This window comes from Aerococcus sp. 150760013-2, from assembly GCF_053627715.1.
Map to the genome: position 1 here is coordinate 101,558 of NZ_JBSEYI010000006.1, position 16,835 is coordinate 118,392.

The window sequence follows — 16,835 nt, forward strand, 5'->3', positions numbered from 1 at the left end:
AAAACGTCTGCTGATAATTGTCGGCAGGCGTTTTTTAGAGGCATTTTTATGCAATTTGCCGAAAAAAAAAGAGGGGTTAGCCTAAGCTAACCCCTCTTTTACTATATAAATAGATGTTAAACTATTTTGCTGCGTCAAAACGTTTTGCAACTTCATCCCAGTTTACAATGTTCCAGAATGCTGCAATATAGTCTGGACGAACGTTTTTATATTTCAAGTAGTATGCATGTTCCCAAACATCGATACCTAATAATGGTGTTTGACCATCCATTAATGGTGAGTCTTGGTTTGGTGTAGAAGTGATTTCTACTTCACCGTTAGCTAAAACTAGCCAAGCCCAACCAGATCCGAAACGACCAGTTGCTGCAGTTTTGAATGCTTCTTGGAAGTCTGCAAATGAACCGAATTTAGCGTCGATAGCTTCTTTCAAAGCGCCTGTAGGTTCACCGCCAGCGTTTGCTGCGAATTGTTCCCAGAATAATGTGTGGTTAGCGTGTCCACCAACATTGTTACGAACAGCAGTTTTTTTGTCTTCAGGTACAGCGTCAAAGTTAGATAGGATTTCTTCAGCAGATTTGTCTGCTAAATCAGTACCTTCTAAAGCTGCGTTTGCATTTGTTACATAAGTATTATGATGTTTGTCATGATGCAAGTGCATTGTTTCCTCATCGAAATACGGTTCTAATGCATCATAAGCGTATGGTAATTCTGGTAATTCAAAAGCCATGTAAAATTCCTCCTATATAACTTATCATTATTTTCTTACTAAAATCACTATAACAAGTCACACCCTAAAATTCAAAGGAATCGACTTAAGCGCTCACTTATTTTTAAGAAAAGTTTTTCCTTTTCCAATCATCCGCTCATTATTTTTGACCAATCTTTGTTATAATGAATGTTAACGTGAGAATGCTTAGTCATTTTCCAAGTCCACTAGCTAAGAGTGAGAATATGCGAACAGAAAAGAGCGAATGTATGAAAGAAAGCAATATCCTCGTCATCTTATACGATGCCCTATTGAATTATCCAAAAATTATCCGTGTCATTTCATATAGTTTTAAGAGAATGTTGGTCTATGCCCTATTAATTGCAGGTATCTCCGCAATTCCGACCTTCTTCGACACTTTGAAAGTATTTGATTTATTAGAAACCAACGCAACATCGATCGTTAATCAAATCCCTGACTATCAAGTGACAGATGGCAAACTCGCCACCAGCGATGACCAAGCAGCCTTTATTTTTGAAACAGACCTGATAACCTATGCCTTTGATCCAAATGATGAAATCGCCAATCAAGACGTGACGACTAGTCAAAACAATCTGATTACTGTTGAAAACAACTCAGATAACCTAACCATATCATTCATAGGCCAACCTATCGCCTTCACCTACACACAATTAGGTGACTCTGCCAATAGCGATGGTGTCAAAGGTATTATCCAGTCAATGACTAGCCTAACTTGGGCCTACTACCCGATTATCTTCATCATTGTGGCCCTATCTAGCCTATTAAATCTAATGCTAGCTGGCCTGATGATTGCCCTAGTAATTGGTATGCTACCCGATTCAACTCGGTTAAGACTAACCTTTAAAATGCGGTTATCTTTAGCCCTTGCGTCATTAACCATGCCACTAATGGTCATTACCATCTTTAACCTATTTGGCTTCTATGTTATCTATCAATTAGAAATCATGTATGTATTCGCCTTGATTCGTTTATGGCAACTATTGAAAAAAGTACAAGTCATAAAAATGCAGAAATAATACAAGGTGTGAGTGAGACCGCTCAGCTAAACAACACTGGAAGAATAGTGCCGTATCACACAAAGTGTGATGCAAACTATTCTGAAGTGGACTTGAGCTGGTCGAGTGAACCCGACTAAGGTGCGACGCAAATCCGATTACAAGGGTGTGAACCCGACTAATGTGTGAGCGTCGAAAAATAATTTATCATTAAACCAAAAAATCCGAGGAAAGATTGATTAAATCAATTTTTCCTCGGATTTTTATTTTGTAGATGCTAGTGAATTTAGAAATCCACTTGGTTGTCTTCTTTGTTTTTACGACGTTGGTCACGACGTTTTTTACGTTGATCAGCCATGCGGTTGTCTTTATTATGTTTAGAAATTTGACGGCTTAATTTTTTTTTGTAACCAGGTTTGACTTTACGACGTTTGTTTCGTTCGATCATCCCAGCTACAGTATGGTCAACTTCAGGTGCTTTTTGACGGGCAGCACGGGCATCATGGTCTTTACCATCGATTAATTGATGGCCTTTGATATCTTTATTTTCAAAGATGATTCCTTTGTTTTCCAACCATTCAATATCTTTAAATTCATCCGGAATATAGAAGGTAATGGCAGTACCTGGTTTACCTTGACGACCAGTACGGCCTACACGGTGGATGAAGAATTCTAATTCATTTGGTACTTCGTAGTTGATGACATGAGACACGCCATCAATATCGATCCCACGAGCAGCTAAGTCAGTTGCTACCACGTATTGGAAGTCCAAGTTTTGTACTTGTTTCATTACACGGCGGCGTTCGCGAGCTGGTAAATCACCATGAATTTGGCCGACATTTAAGCCTTGAGATTTCAAGTATTTGTACAATTCTTGTACAGTTTCCTTGGTGTTAGCGAAGATTAAAGCTAAATAAGGTTGACCAATTGTTAAGGTATCGAATAACAATGCCTTACGGTCGCGCCCTTTAACGGGTACCAAGTAGTTATCAATGGTATCTGAAATTTTGTGACGGGCTTCAATTGTTATCCATTCAGGATTACTTAGGTATTTTCTCAAGAATGGTTTTAATTTGTCCGGAATAGTTGCTGAGAAAACGTACATGTTCAATGATTTTGGCATACGGCCTGCAATTTGGTCGACTTCATTTAAGAAACCTAAATCAAGGGTCATGTCTGCTTCATCAACAACGAAATCTGTTACTTGGTGTACAGAAATCAATTGGTTGTTAATCAAGTCTAATAGACGTCCTGGTGTCGCAACAACAACTTGTGGTACGGCATTTTCTAAACGGTTGGCTTGTTTAACAGTATCTGTCCCACCAAAGGCGCGCTCGATATGTAAATCTTCATCTGAAAATGACAAGATTTGACGGCCAGCTTGATATAACTGCTCCGCAAGTTCACGACTAGGTGCTGTAATAACCAACTGCGTGTGTTTTTCAGCTGTAATCTTATTTAATAGTGGTAATAAGAAGGCGTGAGTTTTCCCTGATCCTGTTTGGCTTTGGGCAATGACATCGCGGCCTGATTGAATCACTGGAATAACTGTTGCTTGAATTGGAGACGGCTCATAGAAATTTAAATCTGCGAGTGCGTCGTTGATAAATGGTTTTAAATTAAATTGTGTAAAAGACATGGTCTCCCACCTTTCTCTGCTTGCCAGCTTAGGCAAGTATGGTTCTTTTTGCTCATCCGTACTATTGTACCATTATATTTCTTAAATCTAAAATAATAGAATATTAAAAAATACTAAGAATAGTCAGGACTAATTCTTGTGTAAGTGATGAAAGTTCGTATATAATTGATGATGAACTATGAAAGGATGTAGCATAATGACTAACAAACAAGTTGGTGGGCTTATCGTTATGTTTGGTGCAGCAGGAGATTTAGCGCGCCGTAAACTATACCCATCTTTATTCCGCTTATATCAGCGTCAATTATTATCTGAAAACTTTGCTTTGCTAGGAAACTCTAGACGTGAATGGACTAACGATTATTTCCGTGATATCGTCTTAGATTCAATTTCTGACCAAGAAGCAGACGAAGAAACAATCAATAACTTTATCAAACATTTCTTCTACACATCTCATGACGCCACTCAAGCGGATGATTATGAGCATTTGAACAATGAAATGGCAAGATTAAGAAATGAATTTAATACCGGTGAGAAAAATTTATACTACCTATCGACTTCACCAGCCCTATTCCCTGAAATTACCCAAGGATTGAAGGATGCTGAAATTGTGACAGATGGCGGTACACACCGAGTAATCTTAGAAAAACCATTCGGAACTGATCTATCATCAGCCAAAGAATTAAATGATGCCTTAGCGATTTCTTTCGATGAAAAAGATATCTACCGTATTGACCACTACCTTGGTAAAGAAATGGTGCAAAATATCTTAGCGACACGTTTCTTTAACCCTGCAGTCGAAGCTTTATTAAACCAGGAATTCGTTTCAAACATTCAAATCACCCTAGCGGAAGACATGCCAGTTGGTAGCCGTGGTGGTTACTACGACAAATCTGGTGCTATTCGTGACATGCTACAAAACCATATCCTACAAGTGGCGACATTACTTGGTATGGACCTACCCGCTTCACCTGACCAAGACGATGTACATGCCAATAAGTTAGCTTTCTTGAAACAAATCGATTCATTGACAGCAGACCAAACAGCTAAACAAACCGTTCGTGCCCAATACCTTGCAAGTGAAGATGGTGAATTCATCAACTACTTAGAGGAAAATGAGGTCGCGCCTGATTCTGTGACTGAAACTTATTTAGCGGGCTACTTCCAAGTCAATAATGACCGTTGGGGCCAAGTACCCTTCTACTTCAAAACAGGTAAAGCCTTGGATGATAAACGGACAACCGTTGAAATCGTCTTAAAAGATGCCGTTGATAAAACAGACATCGATAAGGGGTGTAATCCTAGTCAAAGTCGCATCACCTTCAACATCCAACCAGAAACCGGTTTAGCTTTTAACCTAAATCAAAAATTACCTGGTGAAGAATTATTGCCAACAATGGTGTCTATTAATTCTAATGTAGACGAATTAAATGCTGCCTATGTACCAGATGCTTATGAAAAATTGATTTATGATGCCTTAATCGGTGACCAAACCAATTTCTCTACATGGGATGAATTGGCTGAACAATGGCGTATCGTTGATTCAATCATTGCCAACTGGAAAAATGCAGGCACTAAAACCCTACCTACTTATATTGGTAAAACACGTGGTCCTAAAGAAGCGGATGAATTATTACGTCACAACGGCCATGTTTGGGTAAAATAGTTTTATTGAAAATTGCTTTATAGAAGAAACGGCATATTTTACACAATCTAATCCCTAAAAACAAAACCAGGAACTAAGATTAAAATCGCGGTTCCTGGTTTTTCCTGTTCACTGTTTTAACGCACCTGGTTTCAATTGCCTTATAAGCAAACTAACTTTCAGAGTAAGTAAGCTCTGGAACTTGAATGTCACCAGCGATAATCGCAGCTTTGGCTTCTTCAATCTGCGCCCATTCTTCATCTAACAATTGTCCTTGGATTAGCGAAACGCCGCCATTTTCCAGGCCATAAGCTAAACTTTCACCTGCAGGAAAGGTATTGTCTCTAGTTTCCTCAGCTAAGGCAATAATGGCTGCCCCGGTATCTTTAAGGGTCGACGCTAAGGTGAAGTTACCGCCAGTCCACTCGCCCTCGTCAGTTTGATCTCGGTCAACGCCAATCACCCATAATTGCGTTTCTGGATCTGCTTCTAGACGGTTACGGGTCTCAGTGAAAACACCATTACCAGATCCACCAGCAGCTGTATAAATCACGTCAACACCATTGGTATACATAGCATTAGCAATTTGTTGTCCCTTAGAGGCATCGCTAAAGGATTCCGTATATTGACTCTTCACTTCAATATTTTCGTCAATATAGGCAACACCCGCTTTAAAACCCGTTTCAAAACGGTCAATCACTGGAATTCTAGTCCCACCAATAAATCCAACTTGGTTTGTTTCCGTATTTAAAGCAGCAGCAACGCCCGCTAAGAAGGCAGATTCTTGGTCTTTAAAGGCGATGGATACCGTATTGTCCAGGTCAACTTCCCCATCAATCAAAGCGTAATTTTGGTCAGGATTTTGCGATGCCACCTCATTTAAGGGTTCTGCAGTTGTATAACCAAGACCAACGATAATGTCGTATTGGTCTGCAACCGCAACATTTAAATTAGGGATCAATTCAGATTGATCAGGTGACTCATAGTATTGGACCTTGGCTCCTGTTTCCGCTTGCCATGCTTGCAACCCTTCCCAGGCAGATTGGTTGAACGACCGGTCATCAATGCCCCCTTCATTTGTTACCATACCGATCGATAAAGCATCAGTAGTCGTTGATTCACTGCCTTGTGAACTGGATGATGACGCTGTGTCGGCATTGGCATCCGTACCGGCATTTTGCCCTTGGCAGGCCACCAGTAGTAAGGCAGCACTTGAAATAAGGATTGATTTTAATAATGAAGACATGACTTGATTTTCCTCCCAACGAAAAACCTAAATGTTCGGTTATCCGCGCTATTATTTTCTTTACCCTATTACTTTAGCACAGCCACATTTCTAAATCCATATAAATTTATTGCTTTTATTAATTAATGTTCGTTTCAATCCGTATTTTCACTCCGTATCCTCTCTAAAACAGCCAATTTACTTTGAAAAGCCGAACGAAAAAGACCGCATATGAATTTAAAATTCAGATGCGGTCTTGAAAGCTATATTCTTTTTTTGTTAGTCATAAAAATGGTCGCGACGGTATTTCATAGCCACTTCACCTAGTTGAGCTAATAATTCGTCTTTCTCTTCTGAAGAATAAACGTTAGCGCCTGAAGCTTTCTCGTGACCGCCACCATCATGTTGGGCAGCAATATGGTTGATTACTGGGCCTTTAGAACGGATTCGGCAACGTACTTTACCATCTGGTTGCTCGATAAACGTTACCCAAGTAATGACCCCTTCAATAGTTCCTGGAATTTGAACGATTTGGTAGGTTTCATTGGCGGTTAAATCGAGTGACTGTAGTAAGTCTTGTGAAATATAAACTGAATTCACAGTCCCTTGTGCTGACAATTTCATGTTTTGTAGAACATAAGCTTGCAAGCGTGCTTGAGAAATAGTTTGCGTATTCGATTCTTGCATCAATTCAGAAGCTGGGAAGTCGTAGTTCAACAATTCACCGGCAATTTGCATGGTATCGCGAGTCGTATTATCATATAAGAAACGACCAGTATCCCCTACAATTCCTAAGAAGAAGCATTTAGCTGCTTCATCATTCATTTGTAAGTTATTGTCATCACGCAAGATGATAGATGCCCATAATTCTGAGGTCGATGAGATACTTGGTTCAACAATCATAAAGTCCCCGTATGGATCTTCATTTGGATGATGGTCAACTTTAACAAGTGTGGCCCCTTTTTTATACCGTTGATCATCAATCCGTGGTCGATTAGCTGAATCGTTCACGATAACAAGTGCATTCTTGTAAGTATCATCCGAAATATCGTCCATATCCCCGAATTCCGCTAATGAGTCATCGTCTTGACCAGCTGCATAGATATCTTTATGCGGGTAAGTTTCTTCTAAAACTGCCTTTAACCCCATCTGTGATCCTAGGGCATCTGGATCTGGGCGGACGTGACGATGGATAATGATGATATCATGTGCCTCAATTGCCGCTAATATTTTCTCTAACATATTGACCTCTTTCTAAGTCTTAAAAAATTTTCTATATTTAAATTATACCCTTGTTTGGTAGATTCGTCATTAATTTGTCAGAGTTTTCACACTAGCCATGGCTTTGGTCATCACTTGTTTACCGTGATAAACTGTAATATCAATTTCCATTGAACGTCTAGAGACATCTAGGAATTCTAGCACAATATCGATGGTAGATTGTAAAGGTACTAATTTTAAATAATATGCACTTACCTTATCAACAACGATTGATTTACCTTGTAGCTTTTTGACAAATTGTTTTACCGATAGTTGGATAATACTATGTTGTAAGGCATTAGATAAGGCGCCAAAATCATTCGTTAATGAAACATCACTCAGGAATCGGTAACGCGCTTTTGTCATATCCTCATTTTGATCAACGAATTTCAACTTATCTGCCAGTAGCATCTCAATACGGTTTTCACTCTGTTCTGTCTGTTGCGTATACTGCAAGGTCCGCAAGACATCTTGTCTAGATAGAATCCCTTGTAAATAATCCTCTTCATCCACAACCGGTAGAATTTCCAAACCATCCCAAATCATCATGTGGGTAATTGATGCCACACTCATTGGCTTCTTAGCCGAAATTGGCGTTGGCGTCATGGCTTTAGCTAAATGGGTATCCGGTGCAAAATCTAGGATATCCTTAGCCGTTAAAATCCCCGCCAACTTACCATCTCTTTCACAAATTGGAAAACGGGTATGCCCCGAGTTTTCTGACAATTGTCGGTAGGCCGTAATCGTATCATCCGTGTATAAAAATTGCGTTTGCTCAAGCGGAATGTAGATATCTTCAACAAGTAAAATATCCTTCTGCATAGACCGCTCAATCATCGCCTTATTGATTAAAGTAGCCGTCGCATAGGTATCGAAGTTGACACTTAAAAGTGGTACTTCTCGCTTGTTGGCCAAGTCCACAATGGCATCTGACGGCTTAAAACCACCCGAGATTAGAACAGCGACGTCATTTTCCAAGGCAATCCGTTGAATTTCATCACGGTTACCAACGATAATCAAGGAATCTGGTTCGATATAACGACGCATCCCGTCCGCTTCCATGGCGCCGATAATAAATTTACGAACCTGACGACTCAAACCTAAAGCCCCGCCTAAAACCTGGCAATCCGTCACCTTGATAATTTCTTCAATCGTTAAATGGTGCATGCGGCGGTTTTCGTTCTCTTCAATCCGGACTGTTCCCACTCGCTCTTTGGTCGCCACTAAATGCAAGTTCTCAGCCGATTTAATCGCCCGATAGGCAGTCCCCTCTGAAACCTTCAAATTACGTGCGATAGACCTAACCGAAATTTTGGAATCAATGGGGAGGTTTTGAATATATTGTATGATTTGTTCGTGTTTAGTTGCCATTGGCTTTGCTCCTCCGTTTAAAATCTGACCCATTCGGTTTTACGCGTCACCATCCTTTTGTTCAGATGACGCTTGGTCTGGGGCAGGTTGAATTGCTGAATCTTCTTTTATATTTTTATTTTCATTTATTTCTTCATTCTCTGATAATAATGTGTTGGATCTGTAGGCCAGGGTTCCCGCTTCTTTATCTTGATGATCATATAAATTCAAGCGGATATTTTCAAAGGCCAACTGAGACAAATCACTCACCGTAATCCCCAGCAACCGAATCCCCTGACTGACATCCCCGTAAGTTTGCCATAAGTCCAAGGCGTAAAAATAAATATCTTGGCTATTTGAAATCGCGTCAACAAGCGACGTCTGCCGTGTAACCGTCTCAAAATCCGCATTCCGAAACTTCAAGGTCACCACCTTTCCGTGCATGTTCTTTTTACCCAGGGCCTCAGACACTGAATTGGCTAGCTTACGCAAAGTTTCTTCCACCTCATTATCGTGGTAAAGGAAAGGATAAAAGGTCCGCTCCTTCCCAATCGATTTACGGATGCGGGTGACTTTCACCGGCCGGTCGTCAACTCCGCGGACCCGTTCATACAAGGCTAGTCCTGCCTTACCGAAATATCGAATGCATTCATCTTGGGATAATTTCTTCAAGTCTGCACCCGTATAAATATCTAATTCATGCATTTTTTCAGCTGACCTTGTCCCAACTCCATAAAAATCTTCAATCGGTAATTGCTCCAAAAAGGGAATTGCTCGTTTAGGGGTAATCACCGTCATACCAAATGGTTTTTGGTAGTCAGATGCCAACTTGGCAATGAATTTATTATAAGAAACCCCAATCGAACAAGTTAAATTCAATTCCTTATAAATGGTTTCTTGAATTTCCTTGGCCACATCCATGGCATAAGGAATCCCCTTCTTATTATCCGTCACATCTAAAAAGGCCTCATCTATAGAAAGGGGTTCTATAATATCCGTATACCGCTTGAAAATTTCTCGTACTTGTTCTGAAACTTCGCGGTATAAGGCATAGTTACCCGACACAAAAATCCCTTGCGGACATAAGCGGTAAGCTTCAGCTGCAGACATGGCTGAATGGACACCATATTTACGCGCTTCATAAGAAGCCGTTGATACAACACCCTTACCCGAATTCTCTTTTGGATGGCGAGCGATGATCACCGGTTTCCCCCGATAAGCAGGATTATCCCTTTGTTCAACAGAGGCGAAGAAAGCATCCATATCGACATGTAATATTTTCCTAGATCCGTCAATTTTTGGATCATCAAATGATAATATGCCAATCGTGCGCATGACACTTACCCCCTTTAAACACTGGGTTACTTGTGATGATTAATCTTGGTCGACAAAAATATTCACAGTCGCCTTAGGATTCAATACAATTGATTCCCCTTTACGCGAAATCGTAAATGATTTGTCAAAAGCTTCAATTTCATCAATCGCATATTTTTTATCTAGTTTAATATCTAACTTATCTAGGTAATTTAATAAATCTTTATCGTCTGTTACACGTTGGATTTTAAACTTATCACCAACCGCTAAATCAGCTAAAGGCATCGTAGCCTCTTTAGCCATCACCCCATCTTTATCTGGAATAGCCCCACCGTGCGGACAGTATACAGGTTTACCTAAGAATTCATCTAATTGGTCAATGAAGAACTCTGTCCCCGTATGTTCTAACTGTTCAGCTTCCTCATGAACTTGGTCCCAGTTGTAACCTAATTTTTCATATAAGAACATTTCCCATAAACGGTGACGTCGTACTAAAGAAGCACCCATTTTAGTTCCTTCCTCAGTTAATTGGACACCTTGGTAAGGAATGTAAGTGACCCAACCCTCTTCTTGTAATTTTGAAATCATTTCAGTTACAGAGGCTGCGGAAATATTTAAGGCTTCGCTAATTGCTTTGTTGCCTACACGGTCCATTTTGCCACCGAATTCAAAAATGACTTTCATATAATCTTCTCTACTTTTAGACATGGTTAATCACCTTTCTTTAATGCTTACGCCAATTAGTACTATTATACCTTATTTTTAGGTGTTTTTGGAAATTACCTACTTTGTTTTTATAGATATACCTAAAAAAAATGTTATTTACTTAACGATGACTCTTAAGAAAATAAGCAATACATAAATCTAGCACAATCAAAAAGAGCATGACACATTGTCATACCCTTCTCAATTTTTCATTTCTGAAATCATGCTATTTTAACAAGTCGTCGATATTCATTTCATCTAACGGATGAACGTCATATACTGTCGCCTGTAATTTTGCATAATCTAAATAGTCATTCGCGTGTAACTTCTTAATTTCCTGAATACGGGCACTAAATTTCTTTGGTGCCTGACGTTTCCACGCAAAATCTTTAAAATATTCTTCAATGTCTTGCCATTCTATCCCATTATATCCTTGTTTTTTAATACTTTGAGATTTTGAAAGAAACCATGGACGAAGACACAGGAATTCAAAGTTCGAAACTTTCATAATGGCCTCCGTAACGAAAGGTTCAATCATTCTGAATCAAGCGGTTGCTGTGACTAGATTTGATCGTCCTCTTGTTGGTCGCCTGCTTCTACATCTTCAATGACTACATCATTTTCGCGTGCTTCTTCTTCAGCAGCATCGCTCATGATGTCGTTAGCCATTTCAGTATTCATTGGGTCAGCTTTTTGCGTACGTGCAATTGCACGACGGTCAAATACTAAGTAGACGCCTTCACAGTCTAAAGTGATAGTGTTTTTAGTTTCATCGATTTCAGCAATGACACCATGTAAACCACCAATTGTTACTGCTGAATCACCAACTGCCATTGCAGCCATCATTTCTTGTGTTTCTTTTTGACGTTTTTGTTGTGGTCTAATTAACATGAAGTACATTAAAGCCACTAAAACAACGATGTATAATATTGTTCCCATTCCCATTAAAAGAATAACCTCCTATTTGATTATTTGTTCACATATGAACCGTTCATTTTTTTATCATTAGCATAATCGTACCATAAAGTGCCCATAAATTACATAGGTTAACCCTTGTAAGCCGAAAGATTTAGCAAGACCTCGCCTAGCCCTTTTTCAAAAAGAAAAGGTCTTGACCTAAAAGGCGGTTTTTTGAACCTTACCGTAATATTGCAAGAAGAATTCGTCTCTAAAGTCCAATAGACGGTCTTCGCGAATGGCATCTTTAATTTGCTCCATCAAATTGATTAAGAAATGCAAGTTGTGGATTGACGTTAACCGTAGTGCAAATGTTTCGTTAGCTTTCAATAGGTGGCGGATGTAAGCACGTGTATAGTTACGGCAAGTGTAGCAGTCACAATTTGGATCTAATGGCGTAAAGTCGCGTGCATATTGTGCATTTTTGATGACTACACGGCCTTGACTGGTCATGGTAGTCCCGTTACGTGCAATACGTGTTGGCAATACACAATCAAACATATCGATACCGCGGATAACCCCTTCAATCAAGGCATCCGGACTGCCGACACCCATTAGGTAACGAGGTTTGTCTTCAGGCATGACAGGTGTTAGATAATCTAAAACCTTGTACATATCTTCTTTCGATTCACCTACTGATAAACCACCGATAGAGTAACCTGGGAAGTCCAAACCAATCATATCTTTGGCGTGTTGTAGACGTAAGTCTTTATAGCCAGCACCTTGTAAAATCCCAAATAAGGCTTGGTCATTTGGTCGTTGGTGGGCGTTTAAACCACGTTCAGCCCAACGTGTTGTACGGTGAATCGATTTTTCAACGTAGTTGTGGTCGTGGTTGAAGTCTGGACATTCGTCAAATGACATAATGATGTCCGCACCCAAGTTGTTTTCGATATGGATGGCTTTTTCTGGTGATAAGAATAATTTCTTACCGTCTAAATGGGACTTGAAGGTGACTCCTTCTTCCTCAATTTTTCTAGAATCAGCCAGCGAGAATACTTGGAAACCACCAGAATCGGTTAGAATGGGTTTGTCCCAGTTCATGAATTGGTGTAAGCCACCTGCTTCTTTGACTAGGTCATCACCTGGACGTAACCATAAATGATAGGTGTTAGAGAGAATGATTTGGGCATTCATATCCGTTAACTCTTCAGGAGACACAGCCTTTACAGATGCTTGCGTACCAACAGGCATAAACACCGGTGTTTCAATCATACCATGAGGGGTTTCCACTTGGCCTAAACGCGCACCCGTATGCTTTTCTTTTTTATGTAATGTATATTTTAATGCACTACTCGTCATTAGAATTCCTTTCTTTCTACCACACATGCTACTTTTTGAATCAAAATAATTGATGTGTGTACGACTAGATTTCTACCTAGTCCAACATATTGACAACCAAACAATGTTACCATGCATCCGGCCTGCAAGCAAGGTCCACAAGCTAGGCCATAGGCATTTCTAGCTATTTTCTAATTTAAGCTAGATAGGATATTTTCGATATCGTTTTTGATTTGTCCTTCAACTTCCATAATATCAGAAGCTTTATATTGGCACTCAACCGCAACAAGGATGGCTTGGTCTACCTCTTTTAAGACAGCAACAATGTCCACGTCCCCTACCGATAAGCCTGCTAAACTAGTATTGGTCGCTTGTTCCACTTGTTTTAGGTGGACATAATGTACCAATGGTAAGACATTTTTCACCGCTGCTACTGGATCTTCATCGAAGTATAAGAAATTACCCACATCGAAGCACATGCCCACTTTATCGTTACCATTGTCTTGTAAAAAGGCTTTAAAATAGTCGCTAGCGCCTGTTGCTTGCGTGTTGTCATTTTCCAAGGTTAGGGAAATGCTGAACCGGTCAATTAGTTTATTGACCAACGTCATATCTGCAACCACTGTTTCTGGGTTATAGGCACCTAAATTGACCTTCAATTGTACAGCACCAACCGCTTGGGCTAATTCAAAGTAGTCTTCTAATTCAGGATTTAATAGCCCATCTTCAAATAAAGGTGCTGGCACAGAAAGGAAAACAGTTAAGCCCGCTTCTTTGTTTGCAGCTTTAAAGTCCGCCAATTCTTGTTCTGAACCGTCAAAGTACTCACTTCTCAATTCAATATGGTCAAAACCCAACCCTTTAACAGAATCAATTATATCTAATTGGCCAAAACTTTCTTGTGCCATCAAGTCACCATAAGCGATTGTATTTAATACCCAGTTCATTATTGATACATCCTCTCTGATTTAAAAATCGGATAAAATAAAAGGGGCTGTCTCACAGCCCCTTTTGTATGCTAAGAAAGTCGTGATATCAGGTTCCCATAGTCAGAATTGTCCGACACTTCACAAAATACGCTAAACACTTGCAGTGTCTATTCGGCATTTGTTCCAGTTTATGGGCGAGTTAGTGCTTTAGCATTTACTCACCTAAATGCGTTAGAAGCGGTTAATTCTAAGCGACTATTGTCACATCTACCTTTTAGCTACTGGTTTGTCCAGTATTTCTTTTAATAATATACCACGTTTTAGGTTATCTTGATTAGATAAAGCTAATATTTCGCGTGGATTTCGTGATTTTTTCTTGCTTTCAGTCGTCACACGTAAATCTTTACCTGGATCTTCCATTTTCTTAAACAATTGACCTACTTCTCTATCAAAACGGTCCGCTTCACGGTCATACATTTCATCCATTTGCTGCAATTCTTTCCCTAATTCAAGGACATTGGCAGCCATTTCTTGATCAAAATAATCACCATTCGACATTGCATTTTCAGGTACAGAACCTTCATTAGAGCGACTACCTTCTGCAGAATAGCCACGACCGTCAGCATATACATCTGACTCATCCCAACCCGTTCCTTCACCAACAAGCGCGGTACTTTGACCGCCCTCAGCTTGGTTTAAGGTTGCATGTTGGTTTTGACGCTTCTGTGCCCGCATAGCCTGGTTTTGTTTAGCATACTGCTGACCACGATTTTGTTGATTTGCATTTCTTCTTTGATCTTGTTGCTTTGTAACTTGAATCTTTTCAGCCTTCACTTCTTCAAAAGACTTTTGCACATCCGCATCCACTTCATCTAAATACTCTTGAGCTTTAGCTAGATAATCCGCCAAGGTTTTTGGCTTCGTATCTTCTTGGTGTCTACCGCGACTGGTACTTTGACGATTTAAAGTTTGTCGAGTCTGTCGAGCTTGGGTTTGGCGCGTGTTTCTTTGTCGATTCACACCGTTTTCACTCATCCGCGAAGGTTGATTAGAAGCATCAAATCGCTTCGCTTTCGCCTTCTCTTCTGCTTCCAGCTTCTTCTGATGATCCTTGTAAAAGCTGTGCGCTAGCCCAAAGACGAAGATCAGAATTCCAATCAGTTCCATTATTGATCACCTGAATTGTATTCAGAATCTCCTTCAGAAAGACTTTCGCGCATCTTCGTATCCGCTTGAATATTTTGCATATTGTAGTAGTCCATTACCCCAATTTTACCGTTTCTAAAGGCCTCAGCTAAGGCTTCTGGTACTTGAGACTGTGCTTCCACAACTTTCGCGCGCATTTCTTGCGTTTTCGCAATGTTTTCTTGTTCTTGGGCAACGGCCATCGCACGACGCTCTTCAGCCTTGGCTTGGGCAATTCGTTTATCCGCTTCGGCTTGCTCTGCTTGTAGTTTAGCCCCAATATTACGACCTACATCTACATCCGCAATATCAATCGATAGGATTTCAAAAGCTGTCCCAGAGTCTAAACCTTTTCGCAAAATAGTTTGTGAAATCGCATCTGGGTTTTCCAAAACATCTGAGTGTGTCACTGCTGAACCAACAGTTGTGACAATACCTTCACCTACACGGGCGATGATAGTAGATTCACCAGCACCCCCAACTAAACGTTCAATATTAGCGCGTACAGTTACTTTCGCTTTAGCACGTACTTCTATCCCATTCATCGCAACTGCAGAAATAATGGGTGTTTCAATCACTTTAGGATTAACAGACACTTGAACAGCCTCAAATACGTCACGACCCGCTAAGTCAATGGCTGCAGCTTGTTCAAACTCTAGGTCAATATTGGCGCGTTGCGCTGCGATTAAGGCATCCACGACCATATTGATATCCCCACCCGCTAAATAGTGGGCCTCTAAATCATTTAAATCAATAGTTAACCCAGCTTTCGTCGCCTTAATCAAAGGTTTAATAATGTTATTTGGATTTACCCGACGTAGACGCATACCGACTAAATCGCCAATCCCCACCTTAACACCAGAGAAATAAGCTGTTACCCAAAGGCCAACCGGCACAAAGGTAAAGAATAAAATTAAAACGACTAGAATAAGAATGGCTAAAACCAAAATTCCCCAAATACTTGTGTCATTTCCATACGAACTACTCACGGTTCACTCTCCTAACTAATAATTGATTGTTCCGAATCCTCACAACAACCACCTGCTCATCACTACCAATCACTTCATTGTCACTCATCACTTCCAAGATATTCCCGTCCGAGAAAGTTGCCTTCCCAGTCGGTCTCAGTGGCGTAAGCGTCATAGCCTCTTGCGAAACATAATCCGCAACAGACACACTCTGCGATTGATAACCACGTTCCCGGTTCAATGATGTATTCAGTACGATTTGATCATTAAAAGGGATACTGTAACCCAACTTCACTAGAATATAAAAGGCAACTATCCCCACAACTACACCAATCGTTAAATCTACCACCGCGTCGCCGATATCAGCAGTCTGTCCCATCAATCCCCAAGCACCGATTAACAAACCTACGACACCCAATATCCCGTAAGTAGGTAAAAATACTTCGGAAATAATCAAGACTGTCCCTAAAGCAAAAAGCATCAGTGACAACCAAGACCCATTGTCATACAAACCAAAATACAATAAGAAAGATCCCGCACCCACAATGCCTCCAAGCATATAATGACGCGTCATCATTCCAGCGATAATGGCTAGGATACCAATGGAAAATAATACTGTCTCCATTTCTCCACCTCC

16 protein-coding genes are annotated in these 16,835 nt (G+C 40.2%); 2 read left to right on the plus strand and 14 right to left on the minus strand.

What is annotated here, in order from left to right; all coding sequences use genetic code 11:
- Nucleotides 1–121: 121 nt before the first annotated feature.
- Nucleotides 122–727, minus strand: coding sequence for a superoxide dismutase (locus tag ACUW85_RS04575; RefSeq protein WP_016896885.1), 606 nt, complete (start codon nucleotides 725–727; stop codon nucleotides 122–124).
- Between the two features lie 224 nt (nucleotides 728–951).
- Here ACUW85_RS04575 and ACUW85_RS04580 point away from each other — a divergent pair, with 224 nt between their 5' ends.
- Entirely contained in the window at nucleotides 952–1,764 is an 813-nt protein-coding gene (locus ACUW85_RS04580) for a DUF1189 domain-containing protein (RefSeq protein WP_259345374.1), read from the plus strand.
- Nucleotides 1,765–2,029: 265 nt separating this feature from the next.
- Here the strand turns inward: ACUW85_RS04580 and ACUW85_RS04585 are convergent, their stop codons facing one another.
- Nucleotides 2,030–3,382 (minus strand): DEAD/DEAH box helicase, encoded by a 1,353-nt coding sequence (locus tag ACUW85_RS04585; RefSeq protein ID WP_182023294.1) that lies wholly within the window; start codon nucleotides 3,380–3,382, stop codon nucleotides 2,030–2,032.
- A gap of 196 nt (nucleotides 3,383–3,578) precedes the next feature.
- On the opposite strand from ACUW85_RS04585, the gene zwf reads away from it, so the two are divergent.
- Nucleotides 3,579–5,045 (plus strand): glucose-6-phosphate dehydrogenase, encoded by a 1,467-nt coding sequence (gene zwf / locus ACUW85_RS04590; RefSeq protein WP_259345373.1) that lies wholly within the window; start codon nucleotides 3,579–3,581, stop codon nucleotides 5,043–5,045.
- Nucleotides 5,046–5,196: 151 nt separating this feature from the next.
- On the opposite strand, the gene ACUW85_RS04595 is transcribed toward zwf, so the two are convergent.
- The 12 genes from ACUW85_RS04595 to ACUW85_RS04650 form a co-directional block, all read right to left on the minus strand.
- A complete protein-coding gene (locus tag ACUW85_RS04595; protein WP_182023292.1) occupies nucleotides 5,197–6,270 on the minus strand; it encodes a BMP family lipoprotein in 1,074 nt (357 codons plus the stop codon).
- 258 nt (nucleotides 6,271–6,528) lie between these two features.
- Complete coding sequence (locus tag ACUW85_RS04600) at nucleotides 6,529–7,491, minus strand: DHH family phosphoesterase (RefSeq protein WP_059135019.1); 963 nt, start codon at nucleotides 7,489–7,491, stop codon at nucleotides 6,529–6,531.
- A 69-nt stretch (nucleotides 7,492–7,560) separates the two neighbouring features.
- Complete coding sequence (locus tag ACUW85_RS04605) at nucleotides 7,561–8,880, minus strand: DRTGG domain-containing protein (protein WP_220456905.1); 1,320 nt, start codon at nucleotides 8,878–8,880, stop codon at nucleotides 7,561–7,563.
- A gap of 39 nt (nucleotides 8,881–8,919) precedes the next feature.
- A complete protein-coding gene (gene dinB, locus ACUW85_RS04610; RefSeq protein ID WP_182023290.1) occupies nucleotides 8,920–10,194 on the minus strand; it encodes a DNA polymerase IV in 1,275 nt (424 codons plus the stop codon).
- A 39-nt stretch (nucleotides 10,195–10,233) separates the two neighbouring features.
- Nucleotides 10,234–10,881: a metal-dependent transcriptional regulator gene (locus ACUW85_RS04615; protein ID WP_016896877.1), complete on the minus strand. Its 648-nt coding sequence runs from the start codon at nucleotides 10,879–10,881 to the stop codon at nucleotides 10,234–10,236.
- Between the two features lie 223 nt (nucleotides 10,882–11,104).
- The gene (locus tag ACUW85_RS04620) at nucleotides 11,105–11,386 is read right to left on the minus strand and encodes a post-transcriptional regulator (RefSeq protein ID WP_016896876.1); all 282 of its coding nucleotides are present in this window, start codon (nucleotides 11,384–11,386) and stop codon (nucleotides 11,105–11,107) included.
- A 53-nt stretch (nucleotides 11,387–11,439) separates the two neighbouring features.
- Complete coding sequence (gene yajC / locus ACUW85_RS04625; protein WP_083069518.1) at nucleotides 11,440–11,823, minus strand: preprotein translocase subunit YajC; 384 nt, start codon at nucleotides 11,821–11,823, stop codon at nucleotides 11,440–11,442.
- 171 nt (nucleotides 11,824–11,994) lie between these two features.
- Complete coding sequence (gene tgt / locus ACUW85_RS04630; RefSeq protein WP_048726995.1) at nucleotides 11,995–13,137, minus strand: tRNA guanosine(34) transglycosylase Tgt; 1,143 nt, start codon at nucleotides 13,135–13,137, stop codon at nucleotides 11,995–11,997.
- A gap of 170 nt (nucleotides 13,138–13,307) precedes the next feature.
- Nucleotides 13,308–14,063 carry a sugar phosphate isomerase/epimerase family protein gene (locus ACUW85_RS04635; protein ID WP_182023289.1) on the minus strand — a complete coding sequence of 252 codons (756 nt, stop codon included), beginning with the start codon at nucleotides 14,061–14,063 and terminating at the stop codon, nucleotides 13,308–13,310.
- Between the two features lie 249 nt (nucleotides 14,064–14,312).
- Nucleotides 14,313–15,212, minus strand: a complete 900-nt coding sequence (locus ACUW85_RS04640; RefSeq protein ID WP_149255809.1) for a hypothetical protein — start codon at nucleotides 15,210–15,212, stop codon at nucleotides 14,313–14,315.
- A complete protein-coding gene (gene floA, locus ACUW85_RS04645) occupies nucleotides 15,212–16,219 on the minus strand; it encodes a flotillin-like protein FloA (RefSeq protein WP_048726991.1) in 1,008 nt (335 codons plus the stop codon). Before floA ends, ACUW85_RS04640 begins: the two co-directional genes overlap by 1 nt.
- Nucleotides 16,212–16,823: an NfeD family protein gene (locus ACUW85_RS04650; protein WP_225968918.1), complete on the minus strand. Its 612-nt coding sequence runs from the start codon at nucleotides 16,821–16,823 to the stop codon at nucleotides 16,212–16,214. The genes floA and ACUW85_RS04650 overlap by 8 nt, the downstream gene beginning before the upstream one ends.
- Between the last annotated feature and the right edge of the window lie 12 nt (nucleotides 16,824–16,835).

What these genes read in the sequence shown, in the direction of transcription:
- ACUW85_RS04605 (WP_220456905.1), bottom strand. Translation starts at nt 8,880, where the DNA reads ATGGCAACTAAACACGAACAAATCATACAATATATTCAAAACCTCCCC.
- ACUW85_RS04635 (WP_182023289.1), bottom strand. Translation starts at nt 14,063, where the DNA reads ATGAACTGGGTATTAAATACAATCGCTTATGGTGACTTGATGGCACAA.
- zwf (WP_259345373.1), top strand. Translation starts at nt 3,579, where the DNA reads ATGACTAACAAACAAGTTGGTGGGCTTATCGTTATGTTTGGTGCAGCA.
- ACUW85_RS04615 (WP_016896877.1), bottom strand. Translation starts at nt 10,881, where the DNA reads ATGTCTAAAAGTAGAGAAGATTATATGAAAGTCATTTTTGAATTCGGT.
- ACUW85_RS04650 (WP_225968918.1), bottom strand. Translation starts at nt 16,823, where the DNA reads ATGGAGACAGTATTATTTTCCATTGGTATCCTAGCCATTATCGCTGGA.
- dinB (WP_182023290.1), bottom strand. Translation starts at nt 10,194, where the DNA reads ATGCGCACGATTGGCATATTATCATTTGATGATCCAAAAATTGACGGA.
- ACUW85_RS04640 (WP_149255809.1), bottom strand. Translation starts at nt 15,212, where the DNA reads ATGGAACTGATTGGAATTCTGATCTTCGTCTTTGGGCTAGCGCACAGC.
- ACUW85_RS04600 (WP_059135019.1), bottom strand. Translation starts at nt 7,491, where the DNA reads ATGTTAGAGAAAATATTAGCGGCAATTGAGGCACATGATATCATCATT.
- ACUW85_RS04595 (WP_182023292.1), bottom strand. Translation starts at nt 6,270, where the DNA reads ATGTCTTCATTATTAAAATCAATCCTTATTTCAAGTGCTGCCTTACTA.
- yajC (WP_083069518.1), bottom strand. Translation starts at nt 11,823, where the DNA reads ATGGGAATGGGAACAATATTATACATCGTTGTTTTAGTGGCTTTAATG.
- ACUW85_RS04620 (WP_016896876.1), bottom strand. Translation starts at nt 11,386, where the DNA reads ATGAAAGTTTCGAACTTTGAATTCCTGTGTCTTCGTCCATGGTTTCTT.
- ACUW85_RS04585 (WP_182023294.1), bottom strand. Translation starts at nt 3,382, where the DNA reads ATGTCTTTTACACAATTTAATTTAAAACCATTTATCAACGACGCACTC.
- ACUW85_RS04575 (WP_016896885.1), bottom strand. Translation starts at nt 727, where the DNA reads ATGGCTTTTGAATTACCAGAATTACCATACGCTTATGATGCATTAGAA.
- tgt (WP_048726995.1), bottom strand. Translation starts at nt 13,137, where the DNA reads ATGACGAGTAGTGCATTAAAATATACATTACATAAAAAAGAAAAGCAT.
- ACUW85_RS04580 (WP_259345374.1), top strand. Translation starts at nt 952, where the DNA reads ATGCGAACAGAAAAGAGCGAATGTATGAAAGAAAGCAATATCCTCGTC.